Raw genomic sequence first — 15,136 nt, 5'->3', positions numbered from 1 at the left:
AGCGGGCTTCGTGACACGGCGGGCTCCGCGGTGGTTGTTGATATCGGGCGGGCTGGTGGCGGCGCTCGCGGTGCTGCCCGCCGTGTACCTGGGGGTTCGCGCGGCGGAGGCCGACGCGAGCGCCTGGGGGCTGCTCTTCCGGGAGCGCACGTGGGGCCTGCTGTGGCGGACCTTGGGGCTCGCCGCGGCGGTGACGGTGCTCGCCGCCGCGGTGTCCCTGCCGCTCGCGTGGCTCACCACGCGCAGTGATTTGCCGGGCCGTCGCCTGTGGACGGTGCTGTTGTGCGTGCCGCTCGCGGTGCCCACCTTTGTCAGCGGCTATGTGCTGCTGGCCGCCTTCGGCATCGGCGGAGTGCTGGAGGAGGTGCTGACGCGCTGGGGGCTGCCGGTGCCGCCGGTGTATGGCTTTCCCGGCGCGCTCGTGGCGCTGACGGTGTCCACGTATCCGTACTTCTTCCTCGCGCTCCGGGCGGGACTGCTCGCGCAGGACCCCGCGTGGCTGGAGGGCGCGCGCAGCCTGGGGATGAGTCCGACGCGGGCCTTCTGGAAGGTGACGGCGCCGCTGTTGCGTCCGGCCTTCGTGTCCGGCGCGCTGCTCGTCGGCTTGTATGTGTTGTCGGACTTCGGCGCGGTGGCGCTGGTCCAGTACGACGCCTTCTCGCGCGCCATCTATGTGCAGTACGAGGGCGCGTATGACCGCGCCTACGCCGCGCTGCTCGGGCTGGCGCTGGTGGCGGTGACGGTGGTGGTGCTGGTGCTGGAGGTGCGGCTGCGCGGACGTGCCGGCTATCACCGCAGCTCCAAGGGCGCCGCGCGGGCCTCGGCCCCGGTGACGCTGGGGCGCTGGCGGGTGCCCGCGCTGCTCTTCTGCGGCGCGGTGGTGCTGGCGGGCGTGGTGCTGCCGGTGGGCGTGCTCCTGTACTGGGGCGCGCGAGGGCTGGCGCAGGACGAGGCGTCGCTGATGCAGCCCGCGCTGGGCTCGCTGCTCGCGTCGGTGCTGGGCGCGGTGGCGTCGGTGCTGGGCGCGCTGCCGCTCGCGTTCCTCGCGGTGCGCTACCCGAGCCGGCTCACCCTGGCGATGGAGCGCGTGTCCTACGTGGGCTACGCGCTGCCGCCCATCGTCCTGGCGTTGTCGCTCGTCTTCCTGGGCGTGCAGGCGCTGCCGTTCCTCTACGGGACGTTGGTGATGCTGGTGCTCGCGTACGTGGTGCGCTTCCTGCCGCAGGCGGTGGGCACGGTGCGCTCGGCGCTGCTGCAGCTCAACCCGCACCTCGCGGAGGCCGCCGCGTCCCTCGGTGAGGCCCCGGCGGGGGTGTTCCGCCGCGTCACCGCGCCGCTGCTGCGTCCGGGGTTGCTGGCGGGAGCGGCGCTCGTCTTCCTCACGGCGATGAAGGAATTGCCGGCGACGCTGCTGCTCGCACCCATCGGCTACGAGACGCTGGCCACGCGCGTGTGGGGCGCCACCGCCGAGGGCCGCTTCGCCGAGGCCGCGCTGCCCGCGCTGGTATTGATGGCTGTCTCCGCGCTCGGTGTGGGGTTGCTTGTATCGCAGGAGGGTGACGCACCTCGGGGCTGAGACACGGCCTCGGAATCCGAGACACTGAGAGGTGCTTCATGTGGCTTGGCCTCCCCCTTCGCAGGCGGTATCACGTCGGGCTTCATGTCCCTGCCAGAGTCTGTCCTTCCTCCGCTCGCCGCCGACGCTTTCGCCACCACGGAGAATGCTCTCGGTGAGCTGCCCTGTGGCCCGCCGTACTCCGCGCGGCACGTCCAGTCCGTGCTCGAGGAGAAGAAGCCCACCACGTTCGACGGCGCGGTGAAGGCGCTGGGGTCCGCGGGCAGCTCCACGCTCGCGTTCGTGGCCTCCGTCTACAAGGACGCGCCGCGCACGGCCGCCACGCTGGCGGGCCCCTTCATCGTCACCGAGCCCACGGGGCATGTGGGGGATTTGCACGTCCAGGGGGACCTGACGCTGGAGAAGTCGCTCGTCGTCGTGGGCGACCTCACGGTGGACGGCGTGCTGCACGATGGCGAGCACACGAAGCTGGTGGTGGTGGGGCAGGTGCGCTGCCGCGCGATGCACACCTCGGGCTGGGTGACCATCATCGGCGGGCTGACGGTGGAGCACGCGCTGTATGGCCGCTACAACGATGACTCGGTGGAGGTGCTCGGCCCCATCACCGCGGGCCTCATCGTGAGCGACGACCACCTCATCTACGGCAAGCCGAAGACGGCGAAGCTGCGCCCGTCCCAGGGGGGCGCCTGGGGGCCGGACACCTTCGACGCCCGGGACCGGGCCCACAAGGCCGAGCTGCCCAAGGTCCTGGTGGACGGCATCACCTCCCTCGACGAGGACGGAGAGGTGAAGGTGGACGGGGAGAAGCTGGTGGCCGCTCGGCCGCCCTGGAAGTAACGGCGGAACGCGGTAGGGTGCGTGGCGCTTTCGCCATGCCCCTGCTCTCGCTCGAAGCCCTGTCCCTTCGCTACTCCGCCAGCGGCACCGCCGCGGTGGATGGCCTGTCGCTGTCGATGGAGCCCGGTGAGGTGGTGGCCCTGCTGGGCCCCTCCGGCTGTGGCAAGACGACGACGCTGCGCCTGGTGGCGGGCTTCGAGCGCCCCGGCGCGGGCACCATCACCCTGGACGGCCGCGTGCTCGCGGGCCCCGGGACGTTCGTCGCGCCCGAGCAGCGCAGCGTGGGCATGGTGTTCCAGGACTACGCCCTGTTCCCGCACCTGTCCGTGCTGGAGAACGTGACGTTCGGCCTGTCGAGAATGCCGCGCGCGGAGGCCGAGAAGAAGGCGCGCGCGATGCTGACGCTGCTGGGCCTGGGTGAGTTCGGCGCGCGGATGCCGCACGCGCTCTCCGGTGGACAGCAGCAGCGCGTGGCGCTCGCGCGGGCCTTGGCGCCGGGGCCTCGGGTGCTGCTGTTGGACGAGCCCTTCTCCAGCCTGGACAGCGCGCTGCGCGCCTCCACGCGGGTGGAGCTGCGGCGCGTGCTCAAGTCGCTGGGTGTCACGGTGCTGCTCGTCACGCATGACCAGGCGGAGGCCATGGCCTTCGCGGACCGGATGGCGGTCATGCGCTCGGGGCAGGTGGAGCAGGTGGGCACGCCGGAGGCCGTCTACTCGACGCCGCGCACGGCCTTCGTCGCGTACTTCCTGGGGGGCACCAACCTGCTGCCCGGGATGGGCTTCGGCGGCGCGGCGCGCACGGTGCTCGGCAACCTGCCGGTGGTGGGGCAGGCGCGCGGCAAGGTGCTCCTGTCGCTGCGCCCCGAGTCGCTGCGCCTTACGCCGGACACGGACACCGTGGCGGTGGGAGGCGCCCTGCGCGCGGAGGTGTTGTCGCGCGAGTTCCAGGGCCCCAGCGCCGAGTTCACCATCGCCTGCGGCGGCATGGAGCTGGTGGTGCGCGGCGCGCCGGAGCTGCCCCTGCGGGCCGGCGACAGGGCACGCCTGGAAGTGGTCGGCCGAGCGGGCGTCCTGGAGGACAGTCCCGACTAGCTCGGCTGTCCTCCGAGCGTGCGGACGGCATACGCTGTCGGTGTCCCCCGGGTGCAATCACCCGGGCTCTCCGTGCGTAGAGGTGGGTATGAACATCGCAGGTCTTCGTGGCATGGGCACCCGCTTCTTCCGGTACGTGAGAGACCCTCGCGTGTCGCTCTGGCGCAAGCTGGCCGGAGTGCTGGCGGTGGTCTACTTCGTGTCGCCCGTGGATGCGGTGCCGGACGTCATCCCCGTGCTGGGCTGGATGGACGACCTGGGCGTGCTGTCCGCGGCGGCGCTCTTCATGATGCGCGAGGTGCAGCGCTACCGACCCGAGCAGCCCTGGGACGGTGTGCCTCGCGACGAGGAGGGACACGAGCGCGTGCCGCCCACCGTCCGCAAGCACGTCTGAGCGGGAAGGTTCCGCCGGGAATCCCCGGCTCCAGCACTGTCCCAGGAATGTGACGCCGCGCGTCCGCGAGTTCCCGTGGTGCGCGCGGAAGGGACGCGGAATCATGGGCGTGCATGGACACGTCCCAGGGAAGCAAGGTGGTCCTCGTCACGGGAGCCTCCTCGGGTATCGGCGAGGCGTGCGCGGAGCTGCTCTCGGTGCGCAAGCACGTCGTCTACGGCACCAGCCGTCGTCCTCCGGAGACGCCGACGGTGGGCTACCGGATGCTGGCGCTGGACGTTACCCAGGAGGACTCGGTGCGCCGCGCGGTGGCGGAACTCCTGGAGCGCGAGGGCCGCATCGACGTGGTGGTGAACAACGCCGGCCACGCGCTGGCGGGGGCGCTGGAGGACACCTCCGTGGAGGAGGCCTGGCGCCAGCTCGACACCAACGTGCTGGGCGTGCTGCGCGTGTGCAAGGCGGTGCTGCCGCACATGCGGGAGCGGCGCTCGGGTCTCATCATCAACATCGGCTCGCTGGGCGGCGTGGTGGGGCTGCCGTTCCAGGGGCTCTACAGCGCCAGCAAGTTCGCGCTGGAGGGGCTGACGGAGAGCCTGCGCCAGGAGGTGGAGGCGTTCGGCATCCAGGCCTCGCTGGTGGAGCCCGGCGACGTGCGCACGCGGCTGACGGACAACCGCGTCCGCGCCGAGGGCTCGCGTGACGGGTCCGCGTACCGCGAGCCCTTCGAGAAGGCGCTGGCCATCATCGAGAAGGAGGAGCGCGAGGGCGTGCCCGCGGAAGCGGTGGCGCGCAAGGTGCTCGAGGTGATGGAGGCCAGGGAGCCCGACGTGAGGTACTCGGTGGGGAAGCTCTCCCAGCGCGCCGCGGTGGTGGCGAAGACGCTGCTGCCCGCGAGGACCTTCGAGGGCCTCCTGATGTCCATGTTCGGACTGAAGCGCCGCTGAGCACTGCCACGCCTGACGGCAAGGACTGGCCTTCAAAAGACAAGCATCCCGGTGTCCGGGGTGTGGTGATATGGCTTTTGCCATGGGATGGTGGAAGTCTCCCGCTCCCCACGAGCCCAGGAGGCTTCCATGCGACTGTCCGGCCTGTGCGCCAGTGTTGTCCTGGCGACAGTGTCCCCCGTCCTGGCCCGTGAGCGATTGCCGACGGTGGATGTCTCCACCACGGCACCTTCATCCTCGTCCTCGCACCTCGCTCGCCCAGGCGCTCCGGGTCTCTTCATTGCCCATGAACAGACACGCCTCGGCGTGCCCACCTTCGTCCGGAGGGAGGCGTCCGATGCGCCGGCGCGCGCGGCGTCATCACGCTCCGCGGAGGCGGTGGGCCGGGAGCTGTTGTCCCGATACGCCTCGCTCTATCGCCTGGAGCGCGTGGACGCGGAGCACGTGCCGCTGCGCTCCGTGCGACGACTGCGCGAGGGCGGCGGCATCATCCACTTCGGGCAGCAGGTGGGTGGCGTCGAGGTGTTCCGCCAGTCCTTGAAGGTGCTGTTGGATTCGCGAGGAGAGTGGGTGGCGATGTCGGGGCACCTGAGCCCCGTGGCCACGCAGGCCCGCTTCGCCAAGGGGCTGCCCTTCGCGCTGGGGCCCGAGGACGCGATTGCGCGAGCCTGGCAGGACCTGGAGGGCCACGCGCTGCCGCCGTCGAGCCTCGAGGACACAGGGAAGGTCCAGGGGGCCTACCGCCACTTCGTTCTCACCCAGGGCCCGCGAGGCGTACAGCTGTCCTCTCCCGCGCGCATCAAGCCCATCTACTTCCCGCTGCCGGAGCTGTTGGTGCCGGCGTACTACGTGGAGCTGGGCACCGAGCCGCTGGAGGGTGAGCCGAGCGGCCTGTATGCCTATGCGATTGCCGCGGACGATGGGCGGCTGTTGTACCGACACTCGCTGGTCGCGGACTCGGGGGCCTTCACCTATCAAGTCTGGGCGGACGCCCAGGCGCCGTTCCTGCCGTGGGACGGTCCGCAAGGGCAGGTCGGGATGCCTCATCCGGCGGGCCTGCCAGATGGCTTCCAGGCGCCCTTCATCGCGCCGAGCCGGGTGACGCTGCGCAACGCGCCCTTCAGCAGGAACGACCCGTGGCTTCCTATCGATGCGACGCGTACGCGGGGCAACAACGCGGAGGCGTACGCGGACCTGGCGGAGCCGGACGGCTACGGTGAGGGAGACCTGTTCGCGAGCATCACGGGCACGGCCACCTTCGAGCACGGGTACGACCACCGCTACGCGCCGGGCTTCACGGACACGCAGCGGATGGCGGGCGTCACCCACCTCTTCTACGTCGTGAACTTCCTGCACGACTGGTTCTACGACTCGGGCTTCGACGAGGCGGCGGGGAACGCGCAGGACACGAACTTCGCGAGAGGGGGCCTGGACGGGGACTCCATGAAGGCGGAGGCGCAGGACTTCCTGGGGCGGAGCAACGCCAACATGGAGACGCCGGCGGATGGAGCACGTCCCCGGATGCAGATGTTCGTCTTCGACTCCAGGGCGGAGAACGCGCTCACCGTCACGACCGCGTCGGGGGTGCAGGGGCCCTTCCAGATGACGCTGGCGGACTATGGCTCGCAGCGCTTCGACCTCGCGGCGCGGGCGGTATGGGGCGTCGATGGTGTCGTGGCGGGTGAGCAGGGCACGTCGGCGGATGGATGCGAGCCGCTGACGAATGGCGCCGAGGTGGTGGACAAGGTGGTCCTGCTGGACGAGGTGGACGGCTGCGCACCGACGCTCCAGGCGCGTCATGCCCAGCAGGCCGGAGCGCTCGCCGTGTACCTGGTGGGCAATCGTCCCCGCGGTCGACACTGGACGCTGCAGGGCCGCGCGCCCGACGTGCACATCCCCGTCGTGACGGGCTTCGCGAGCACGAGCCGCGCCATCCGTGAAGCCGTGGCCCAGGGGGAGACGACCTTGCGGCTGGTGCGGGGCGGGCCCGCGAGGGAGTCGGCGCTCGACTCGACCCTCGTGACGCACGAGTGGATGCACTACATGAGCAACCGGCTCATCGGAGACGGCAACGGGCTGACGAACAACCAGGGCTTCAGCCTGGGAGAGGGGTGGTCCGACTTCGGCGCGCTGCTGCTGACGACGCGCGAGGAGGACGCGCTGCTCGCGGCGAACGCGGGCTTCGGTGGCACCTATACGGTGGCCGGATTCCTCGAGAGCGGTGGGGCGAACCAGGGCTACTACTGGGGCCTCCGGCGCTATCCCTATTCGACGAACCTGGCGAAGAACCCGCTGACCTTTCGCTTCATCGAGGCGGGCGTTCCCCTGCCGGACGGCATCCCCGTCAATCCGTCCGGCCCATCGAGGGAGGCCAACCCGGAGTCCCACAACTCGGGCGAGGTCTGGGCCGTGATGCTGTGGGAGTGCTACGTGGCGCTCCTGAGGGATTCGCCGCGGCTGACCTTCGACCAGGCCCAATCCCGCATGAAGGACCATCTGGTCGCGTCGCTCGCGATGACGCCCGTGATGCCGACCTTCCTGGAGGCACGCGACGCATTGCTGGCGGTGGCGCACGCGAGGGATGCGCGGGACGCGGAGCTCTTCGCGCAGGCGTTCGCTCGAAGGGGCGCGGGCCTGCGCGCCGTGGCGCCGCACCGGGAGTCACTCGACCATCTCGGCGTGGTGGAGAGCCACGTGTCCGGCAAGGACCTGTCCCTGCTTCGCACGGAGCTGAAGCGCTGGGTTCGCGACTGCGACGGCGACGGAGTGCTGGACGCGGGAGACGAGCTCCTGGTGCGGCTCACGTTCCGCAACGTGGGCACGGCGAGGCTGGAGCGCTCCCACCTGCGTGTCTCGAGTCGGCCCGGAGGGCTCGGCTTCCCGGGTGGAGCCGAGTGGGCCCTGCCGCCCACGGACCCGTTCGAGACGGTGAGCGTGGAGGTCCCCGTGACGGTGCTGGAGGGCACCACGCCGCGGCGCCTCGTGCTGGGGCTGACGTACTGGGACGAGCACCAGACGTTGCCGCAGGAGCAGGATGTCGAGCTTCCGCTCTGGGTGAGCCGGGACGAAACGCTCGAGGCGAGCACGACGGAGACGGTGGAGGCGCGGCACCATCCCTGGCGTTTCGACAGCGAATCGCTCGCCTCGCGGCCCTGGGAGCGTCTGGCCTCCGACGGGGCCGAGGGTCATTACTTCCATGGCCCCAACCTGGGCGTGGTGGGACTGCGGTCGCTGGTGTCACCGCCGCTACATGTGTCCACGGACCATCCGCTGCGCTTCAGCTTCCGGCATCGCCACGACATCGAGACCCATTGGTACGAGGGCGAGCCTCCGGACTACAAGGATGGCGCGGTGCTGGAGCTCAGCACGGACGACGGCCTCACGTGGACGGACATCGGCGAGTTCGCGACGCCCACGTACAACGCCTTCATCGAGGACCCGTACGGGAACGAGAACCCGCTCTCGAGGCGACCTGTCTACAGCGACAGGAACGCGGCGTACCCGGAATTCGAGCCGGTGAGCGTGGACCTGGGCCTGGCCTACGCGGGCCAGACGGTGCGCGTGCGCTTCGCCTATGGCACCGACTACATCGATGGCTACTCCGTCACGCTCCACGGCTGGGACATCGACGACGTCCAGTTCGAGGGGCTGGTGAACACGCCCTTCACGGCGGTGGTGGACGACGCGGGCACGTGCCTCAACCAGCCACCCACGGTGAGTCCGGTGCCGGCGCAGGAGGAGAACGAGGAGAGTCGCGTGACGGTGACGGCGGTGGGCACGGACCCGGACGGGGACGCGCTGACGTACACGTGGACGCAGACGTCGGGCCCGCCGGTGGCGCTGGAGGGAGCGACGACGGCGACGGTGCGCTTCGAGGCGCCGAGGGTGAAACATCCAACGCAGGTGGTGCTGCGCGTGGTGGCGAGCGACGGGACGCTCGCGAGCCCCCCCGTCGACGCGACGATACGCATCCGCGACTCGAAGCCGGACGGCTGTGACGACTGCGCATCGGGAGGACCGGGCGCGGGCGTGGCGTGGCTGCTCACGGCGCTGGGGCTCGCGGCCCAGCAGCGACGTCGTCAGAACTGACCACCCAGGGCGAGGCCCGCGCCGTTGCGACCCATCAGCGTGGGCGTCACCGCCACCGGAGGCAGGCGGCGGGCATCGAAGTTGCGCGTCAGGTAGGCCGTCAGCGCCAGGCCGCCCATGACGCCGATGCCCGTGCCGATGAGGATGGGGTCCTCGTCGTTGTTGCCCGTGAGCAGCAACATGGAGCTCGCGCCCATCAACCCGCCGATGATGCCGCCCGCGTCGATGATGAGCATGCGGCCCCGGCTCACCGGCAGGTTCCGCGACAGCAGCGAGAAGGCGATGATGCCCGCGGACGCCGACGCCATCTGCGCGCCGAACAGCGTCTCCGTGCTCTCTCCGTCGACGGTCCCCAGGAACAGCGTCGTCAGCACGCCGGCCCACAGGCCACCCGAATTCGCCATCGACACCTGCCCCGCGGTGGGCTTCAGGGTGGTGGCGAGCACGATGCCGATGCCGGTGAAGGCCGCGCCGCCCAGCGCCACCGAGCCGAACGCCTCGTCCTCCTCCAGGTCGAGCGCGATGAGCGAGGCGACACCGAAATAGAGCCCCCACATCGTGCCGGAGTTGATGACCGAGGCCTGCCCCGGGGTGACTCCGTCCTGGACCAGCAGCAGCGTGCTGAGCGTGCCCAGGCCCGCGCCGAGCAGCGCGGAGGCCGGATAGGCCCGGTCCGCGCACTCCGCGATGGCACACAGCAGCAGCCCCTGGACCGCGCCATGCATCGTCTGAATCACCGTGAGCGAGGCCGCCGCGCCTCGTGTCGGGCGCTCCGTGTTCTCGAACACCGCGGCCTGCGCCAGCTTCGCGCCGGGCTTGAGCCGCGCGCGGGCCAGCCGCTCCAGCTCGGGCGCATGCGAGTGCTGCGGACACAACTCCAGGACCTGGCGGAAGCGCTCCGCGGCCTGCTCGTCGTCGCCCTTGCTGAGCGCGTCGAAGCCTTCCTTGTAGAGCGTCTCCGACTCGGGAGGACACGCGTCCGGCGTGGCCATCAGCGGCGGCGCCGTGAGTGTGTCCGACGGGCGGACAGGGGCTTCGTCGTGGGAGGGTGAGACCTGGGCGGCACCGAGAGCGACGAGCAGGAAGGTGGCGAGCGTCATGTGCACCCACCACTTTACGCGACGACCCCGGCCCGTCCACGAGGGGAGGGGCCGAGGTCGCCGATGACTTGCAGCGTCGAGCCAGACGACCCGGGGTCAGCGCGTGGCGAGCGTGTCCACGTGCTGACGCAGCTCGACGTCATTGCCCAGCCGGGCGGCGAGCCCGGACAGGGGCTTCGCGGCCTGCTCGATGCGGCCGCGGGTGCGGGGCCCCGCCGCCACGAGCCAGGCCACGCCCAGCGCCAGCTCGGCCACCTCGGGCGCGCCGGTGAGCTGGCTGGCGAGGTTGAGCAGCGCCTCCACCGCCTTCTTCACCTGGGCGCCGTGCAGCGCGTGGCCGCTGGTGATGCCCTCGCGCAAGAGCTCCAGCAGGGCGAGCGCCGTGCCGCGGGCCTGCCGCACGGGCTCGGGACCCGTGCCGGTGCCATCCCAGAGGCCGTTGGCCAGCTGGCGGCCCAGCAGCGCCTCCACGCCGCCCTCCTCGCGCTCCTCGGCCATGGGGGCCAGGTCGCGCGACTCGCGCATCACCGCGTCCTCCGCCAGCGAGTCGTCGTACGAGTCCATGGGCGCCATCTCCGCGCGCTCCATCTCCTTCGCCTGCTTGCGGGACTTCTTCATCCCGCCTCCGCCGAAGATGCCGCCGAGCAGTCCGCCCGCGCTCTTCGCCATCTCGCCGACGGCGCTGCCGCTGGGCATCATGGGGGACGCAGGCGGAGGCGCCATGGGCGCCGCGGCGGCGGGCGCGGGGATGCGCATGGGCGGGGGCGGCGGCGGAATCTGCGCCGAGCCGCCACGGCTGCGCGCCCCGGGGCGCTGCACGACGTTGCCACCGCCCTCGGCGGCCTCCTCCTGCTTGTCCTTGCCGAACATGGCCCAGCCCGCGGGCGCGTTCACCGGGACGACGCGAGTCTCCGGCTGGCCCGAGGCGCGGCGGTCGCCCGTGCGCTCCTCGACGACGACGAAGGACGTGTAGCGCGTGACGATTTGATGGGCGACGGCGAGCTCGATGATGCGCTTCTTCATCGACTCGGCGCGCCGGCCGATGAGGCCCGTGGACTCCCAGCCCTTGATGCGCTCGGCGGCCCACAGCTTCTCCACCGCGGGACGGTCCGACTCGGCGGGGAAGCTCACGCTCACGGTGAGCGCGAAGGGCTCCTTGCCCGAGCGTCCACGCAAGGTCAGCTTGCCCGAGCCCGGCGTGGTGTAGCGGCCGAGCAGCGTCCAGGGCACGCCGTCCACCATCGTCGGCAGCTCCGCGGGCGCCAGCTCCGTGCCCTCCACGCCCTCGAACGTCGCCTGCAGCTCGGTGACGCGGGGCGCGAGCGCGCGGGCGAACTGGGCCACGACCTTGTCGTCGATGCGCTCGCCGGGGTGGATGAACTCCACGTCGCCGCCCGTCTGGCGGGCCAGGTCGCGCAGCAGCGCGTCGCTCACGTTGGTGCCGATGCCGAACGAGTACACGCGCGCCGTCTTGCGCTCGGCGAGCACGGCGCGGAGGATTTCGTCCTCGTTGCCCACCTGGCCGTCGGTGAGCAGCACGAGCACGCCATCCGGCGCGGTGCGCGCGGCGGCCTGCATGGGCCCGAGCAGCTCGGTGCCACCGTCGGCGCGCAGCGCGGCAACCCACCGGTCCGCGTCCTCCAGCATGCGCTGGGTGAAGGGCACGGGCTGCGGCTGGAAGGAGCGGAAGCTGCTCTCGAAGGCGATGACGTTGAAGCGGTCACCCTCGCGCAGGTGGCGCAGGCACAGCCGGAGCGCGGCCTGGGCCTGGGGCAGGCTGTCGCCGTCCATGGAGCCGGAGACGTCCACCAGGAAGATGACCTCCTGCTTGGGCGGCGTGGACGCCATCGCGAGCAGGTCGGGCACCACGGTGAGCGCGAAGGTGCCGGGGTTGTCACCCTTGCGGTGGGTGACGAGCGGCACGAAGACCGCGCTGGTGTCGGGGCTGCGCAGGGTGAGGACCAGGTCGCGGTCCAGGGCCACCTCGCCGCGCGCGAAGCTCACGCGGCCCCGGGTGCTGCTCTCGCGGGTGAAGGTGATGGCGTGCGAGGGGCTCTCGACCACCACTTCGCGGCCCAGGTCGACGAGCAGGTCCAGGCGCAGGCCGTACTGCACCTGGCCGATGGGAGGGCTGATGCGGTCCGCGTCGGGGACGCGGGCGGTGGGCTCGGCGGCGCCGTGGCCGGTGCGGTCGCCGGAGGGTGCGCCGGGGATGTAGCGCGGGGCGACGAGCGTGGGCAGCATCCAGCGCACGCTGCCCTCCTCGGCGGTGACGGCCTGGAGGAACTCCACCTCGATGACGGTCTCCTCGCCGGGCAGCAGGTTGCCCACCTGGGCGGTGAAGACGTTGGAGCGCTCCTCGTCGAGCAGCGCCGCGCCGTGACCGGCGGTGACGGCGTCGTCGTAGGTGCGGAAGGCCTCCTCGCGCTCCTTGACGACGCCGTCGATGCGGCGGCCCGCGCACGTCATGGAGAAGGCGGACAGGGTGCCATCGGAAGGAAGGGGGAAGGTGTAGACGGCCTCGACGGGGCGCTTCTCGTCGTTGAGGTAGCGCTGGCGCACGCGCACGCGCGCATGACCGCCGAGCAACTCACCGGTGACTTCGACGCCCTGCAGCGGCACCTGCTTGCCTTCGCGCGTGAACAGCCCAGCTTGCTCCTTCGTCATGGCTTCTCCTTGTCCTGGAACTCTTCGATGAGGGCGCGCACCCGCTCGGCGAGCGCGCGAGTCTTGGCTTCCGCTGAATCCGACACGTGCAGCTCCAGCCCGGGAGCCAGCTCCCACCGCTGGTAATTCGACGCTCCGTTGGGACGCCGGACGGGCGGCGCCGGTGCCACGTTTTGTGGCTCAGGCGAGGTCGCCGGCCCGTACGTGGGCGGCGTGGGGGTGGGGTCCGACTCGGCGAGCTTTCGCAGCTCGTCGGGCGTCAGGCGCAGCAGCTCCGCCTGGATGGCGTCCAGGGGGAGGAACCGTGCCTGGAGGACCCGGATGGCCTTGAGCCGGATGAGGTGCTCCTCGCCATACACGGTGTCCGGTCCCTTGAAGGGAGGCGCGGGGAGCAGTCCCCGCTGGACGTAGTAGCGCACCGTGCGTGGCGAGACGCCCGCCTCCTCGGCCAGCTCCGCCAGCTTCCACTCGCTCTGTGTCTTCCGCGTGTTCACGACACGAACAGTAGGACTCGACATGATTGCTGTCAAGTCGACAGTGTCGAATTGTCGCGAGGGGAGTGTCGAGATGTAGGGTGTGTTGGTGTCGGATTGGACAGTGCTGGTGTCGAGATGGGGCGGATGGGTTGCGTGGGGTGGGGAGGGGGTGGAACAGAGGGGGGATGAACGGTGCGGAAGGGTTGGACGTCTCGTCGATACGGTTGATTGGGACGGCGGTGACGCCGGCGGTGATGGTGTCGGCGTGCGGCATCGTGGCGACGGGGTTGGACAATCAGATTGCGCGGATGACGACGCGGATGCGGGAGATGTTGAGGGAGGTGCGGTTGTTGCCGGAGGGGCACTCGCGGCGGGAGGTGTTGCGGCAGGAGGTGGACATCCTGGACCGGCGACACGCGATCCTGGCGAGGGCCATCGCGCTCACATACACGGCGCTGTTGTCGTTCGTGGTGACGTCGCTCTTGTACCTGACGAAGCGTCAGCTCGACATCCCGGAGCCATTGCCGGTGGTGGCGTTCGCGTTGGGCGTGTTGTTGCTGGGCGCGGTGGCGGTGCTGGCGCTGGCTTCATTGAGACTGAGCCGGCTGGCCATCCAACTGGAGCGCGAGGAGCTCTTCGGGAGCAAGCGCGGGCCGCGGTCGAGTTAGGGCATGTGCGGATGGCGAGCGAGGACGCGGCCGTCCGGTGAGACGGCGTAGAGCTCGAACCAGTCGAGTTCGAGCGTGACGCCAGCAGGCCAACCGCAGCGCTCGGGACGCCGATCGACACGCACGAAGTAGAGGCCGGCTTCTTGTCCGACGACGACGTCCAGTGATTTGGCCGAGGACTCACACGAGGGCGAGGGGCTTTTAGGGAATCGGGCCAGCACCTGCTGCAGCGCCGCATGTGCCGCCAAGACGGCGGGGCCTTCGAGTGTGGCCAGGGGACGGAGGTCCTTCGGCCATGGAATGGCCTCGGCGCCAATGCTCCCCGCGTCGGAGGGCGCGGCCGGGCCCGCGTCCACGGTCTTCGCCACAGACACGGGTGGGGTGCCGCCGTCCGGAACGAGTGAGATGAGGAGCGCCAGTTGAAGAGGCTTCAGCATGAGCGTCACTCCGGGCGGGCTTCAGACATCGTATCCAACTCGGGGACACAACGCGGTGGGGGAAGGGTCGTGGAGAGATTGCCAGGACGCTGGGGTTCGCAGGTTGCTTGGAAGTACCAGCGCTTCGCTGCGGCATTCCAGCGGAAGACCTCTCCCAGGGGATTCCACTTGTAGATTCGGGGCCGGGCCGAGGAGCCCGTCGCGAGCCAGGCCCACACTGGAACGAGTTGCCCTCGGGCGTCGCGAGCAGGAGACCCGTCGGGTGCCACGGCATACTCGACCATCGTCCATTGTCCTTCCGGTGACTTCATCGCTGGGGAGACGCGGAGGTCCGAGCTGCTCATGTTCGTGCCGCATGGATGATTGTGGGCGAAGCCGAAGACGGGGAGCTGGCGGCCGAAGTCCTTGTCCTCGACACCACCGAAAGGTGGGGTGCAGGCGCTTCGCTCGCCCGTGAGATTTCGAATGGGCCAGGACACCCGCCAGTCCTCGGGCGTTCGATAGACGGCGAGACAGTATTCCGCGGCGTCGGCGCGAGGTCGCCCGGTGCTCGGGTCGCAAGCGTCGGTTGCCCCTGGCAGGGTCATCAACGTTGCGAGCGCGGGAATGATGAGGTCGTCCGGGACGTCGGTCGCATCCGAGTAGACAGTCGGGACCGCATCATGTTCCCAGGGCCCCGGCGCCACGCGCAGGATGTCCCGGTTGTCGAGCGTCGCGAGCTCGCTGCTGGAGAAGTAACGGCGAGCCGGAGCGCATGCCAGGATGAACGTGAGGAGCAAGCCTCCGTTGAGGCAGACGTTGGCGTTGATGTTCCGACGCAGCATCCGAAGCCCCACTCAGGCAGGTCCTGAGCGGGA

12 protein-coding genes are annotated in these 15,136 nt (G+C 70.5%); 7 read left to right on the top strand and 5 right to left on the bottom strand.

The annotated features are described in order from the left end of the window. Window positions 1-10 precede the first annotated feature (10 nt). The 6 genes from VZQ01_RS15400 to VZQ01_RS15375 all read left to right on the top strand — a co-directional run bounded on the left by VZQ01_RS15400 (window position 11) and on the right by VZQ01_RS15375 (window position 8,931). The gene (locus VZQ01_RS15400) at window positions 11-1,576 is read left to right on the top strand and encodes an ABC transporter permease (RefSeq protein WP_223749294.1); all 1,566 of its coding nucleotides are present in this window, start codon (window positions 11-13) and stop codon (window positions 1,574-1,576) included. An 84-nt stretch (window positions 1,577-1,660) separates the two neighbouring features. Then, window positions 1,661-2,413, top strand: a complete 753-nt coding sequence (locus VZQ01_RS15395; RefSeq protein ID WP_223749295.1) for a hypothetical protein — start codon at window positions 1,661-1,663, stop codon at window positions 2,411-2,413. Window positions 2,414-2,448: 35 nt separating this feature from the next. Further along, window positions 2,449-3,504, top strand: a complete 1,056-nt coding sequence (locus VZQ01_RS15390) for an ABC transporter ATP-binding protein (RefSeq protein ID WP_223749296.1) — start codon at window positions 2,449-2,451, stop codon at window positions 3,502-3,504. Between the two features lie 88 nt (window positions 3,505-3,592). Continuing rightward, window positions 3,593-3,898 (top strand): YkvA family protein, encoded by a 306-nt coding sequence (locus tag VZQ01_RS15385; RefSeq protein ID WP_223749297.1) that lies wholly within the window; start codon window positions 3,593-3,595, stop codon window positions 3,896-3,898. Between the two features lie 113 nt (window positions 3,899-4,011). Further along, on the top strand, window positions 4,012-4,842 hold the full coding sequence (locus VZQ01_RS15380; RefSeq protein ID WP_426748220.1) for an SDR family oxidoreductase: 831 nt from the start codon (window positions 4,012-4,014) through the stop codon (window positions 4,840-4,842). Window positions 4,843-4,929: 87 nt separating this feature from the next. Next, window positions 4,930-8,931: a myxosortase-dependent M36 family metallopeptidase gene (locus tag VZQ01_RS15375; RefSeq protein ID WP_426748219.1), complete on the top strand. Its 4,002-nt coding sequence runs from the start codon at window positions 4,930-4,932 to the stop codon at window positions 8,929-8,931. On the opposite strand, the gene VZQ01_RS15370 is transcribed toward VZQ01_RS15375, so the two are convergent. From VZQ01_RS15370 to VZQ01_RS15360, 3 genes are all read right to left on the bottom strand, one after another. Continuing rightward, window positions 8,922-10,031: a tol-pal system YbgF family protein gene (locus VZQ01_RS15370; protein WP_408888202.1), complete on the bottom strand. Its 1,110-nt coding sequence runs from the start codon at window positions 10,029-10,031 to the stop codon at window positions 8,922-8,924. The genes VZQ01_RS15375 and VZQ01_RS15370 overlap by 10 nt on opposite strands. A 96-nt stretch (window positions 10,032-10,127) precedes the next feature. Beyond that, window positions 10,128-12,698 (bottom strand): VIT domain-containing protein, encoded by a 2,571-nt coding sequence (locus tag VZQ01_RS15365; protein ID WP_426748218.1) that lies wholly within the window; start codon window positions 12,696-12,698, stop codon window positions 10,128-10,130. Continuing rightward, on the bottom strand, window positions 12,695-13,192 hold the full coding sequence (locus VZQ01_RS15360) for a MerR family transcriptional regulator (protein ID WP_223782419.1): 498 nt from the start codon (window positions 13,190-13,192) through the stop codon (window positions 12,695-12,697). Before VZQ01_RS15360 ends, VZQ01_RS15365 begins: the two co-directional genes overlap by 4 nt. 167 nt (window positions 13,193-13,359) lie before the next feature. Between VZQ01_RS15360 and VZQ01_RS15355 the strand changes: the two genes are divergently transcribed. Beyond that, on the top strand, window positions 13,360-13,842 hold the full coding sequence (locus tag VZQ01_RS15355) for a DUF2721 domain-containing protein (protein ID WP_046710898.1): 483 nt from the start codon (window positions 13,360-13,362) through the stop codon (window positions 13,840-13,842). Here the strand turns inward: VZQ01_RS15355 and VZQ01_RS15350 are convergent. Together VZQ01_RS15350 and VZQ01_RS15345 are read right to left on the bottom strand one after the other, a co-directional pair. Continuing rightward, window positions 13,839-14,279: a hypothetical protein gene (locus tag VZQ01_RS15350; protein WP_426748217.1), complete on the bottom strand. Its 441-nt coding sequence runs from the start codon at window positions 14,277-14,279 to the stop codon at window positions 13,839-13,841. The genes VZQ01_RS15355 and VZQ01_RS15350 overlap by 4 nt on opposite strands. Window positions 14,280-14,284: 5 nt before the next feature. Beyond that, complete coding sequence (locus VZQ01_RS15345; RefSeq protein WP_426748216.1) at window positions 14,285-15,103, bottom strand: hypothetical protein; 819 nt, start codon at window positions 15,101-15,103, stop codon at window positions 14,285-14,287. Between the last annotated feature and the right edge of the window lie 33 nt (window positions 15,104-15,136).

Origin of the sequence: Myxococcus faecalis (assembly GCF_050039385.1) — a bacterium.
GTDB classification, from domain to species: domain Bacteria; phylum Myxococcota; class Myxococcia; order Myxococcales; family Myxococcaceae; genus Myxococcus; species Myxococcus fulvus.
The sequence above is the reverse complement of the archived record's forward strand: the minus strand, read 5'-3'. Positions and strand labels throughout refer to the sequence as shown.

Bases quoted from the DNA above. Each gene is read 5' to 3' on its own strand.
- VZQ01_RS15355 (WP_046710898.1), top strand. From the start codon at position 13,360: ATGAACGGTGCGGAAGGGTTGGACGTCTCGTCGATACGGTTGATTGGG.
- VZQ01_RS15385 (WP_223749297.1), top strand. From the start codon at position 3,593: ATGAACATCGCAGGTCTTCGTGGCATGGGCACCCGCTTCTTCCGGTAC.
- VZQ01_RS15345 (WP_426748216.1), bottom strand. From the start codon at position 15,103: ATGCTGCGTCGGAACATCAACGCCAACGTCTGCCTCAACGGAGGCTTG.
- VZQ01_RS15375 (WP_426748219.1), top strand. From the start codon at position 4,930: ATGGTGGAAGTCTCCCGCTCCCCACGAGCCCAGGAGGCTTCCATGCGA.
- VZQ01_RS15395 (WP_223749295.1), top strand. From the start codon at position 1,661: ATGTCCCTGCCAGAGTCTGTCCTTCCTCCGCTCGCCGCCGACGCTTTC.
- VZQ01_RS15390 (WP_223749296.1), top strand. From the start codon at position 2,449: ATGCCCCTGCTCTCGCTCGAAGCCCTGTCCCTTCGCTACTCCGCCAGC.
- VZQ01_RS15380 (WP_426748220.1), top strand. From the start codon at position 4,012: ATGGACACGTCCCAGGGAAGCAAGGTGGTCCTCGTCACGGGAGCCTCC.
- VZQ01_RS15350 (WP_426748217.1), bottom strand. From the start codon at position 14,279: ATGCTGAAGCCTCTTCAACTGGCGCTCCTCATCTCACTCGTTCCGGAC.
- VZQ01_RS15365 (WP_426748218.1), bottom strand. From the start codon at position 12,698: ATGACGAAGGAGCAAGCTGGGCTGTTCACGCGCGAAGGCAAGCAGGTG.
- VZQ01_RS15370 (WP_408888202.1), bottom strand. From the start codon at position 10,031: ATGACGCTCGCCACCTTCCTGCTCGTCGCTCTCGGTGCCGCCCAGGTC.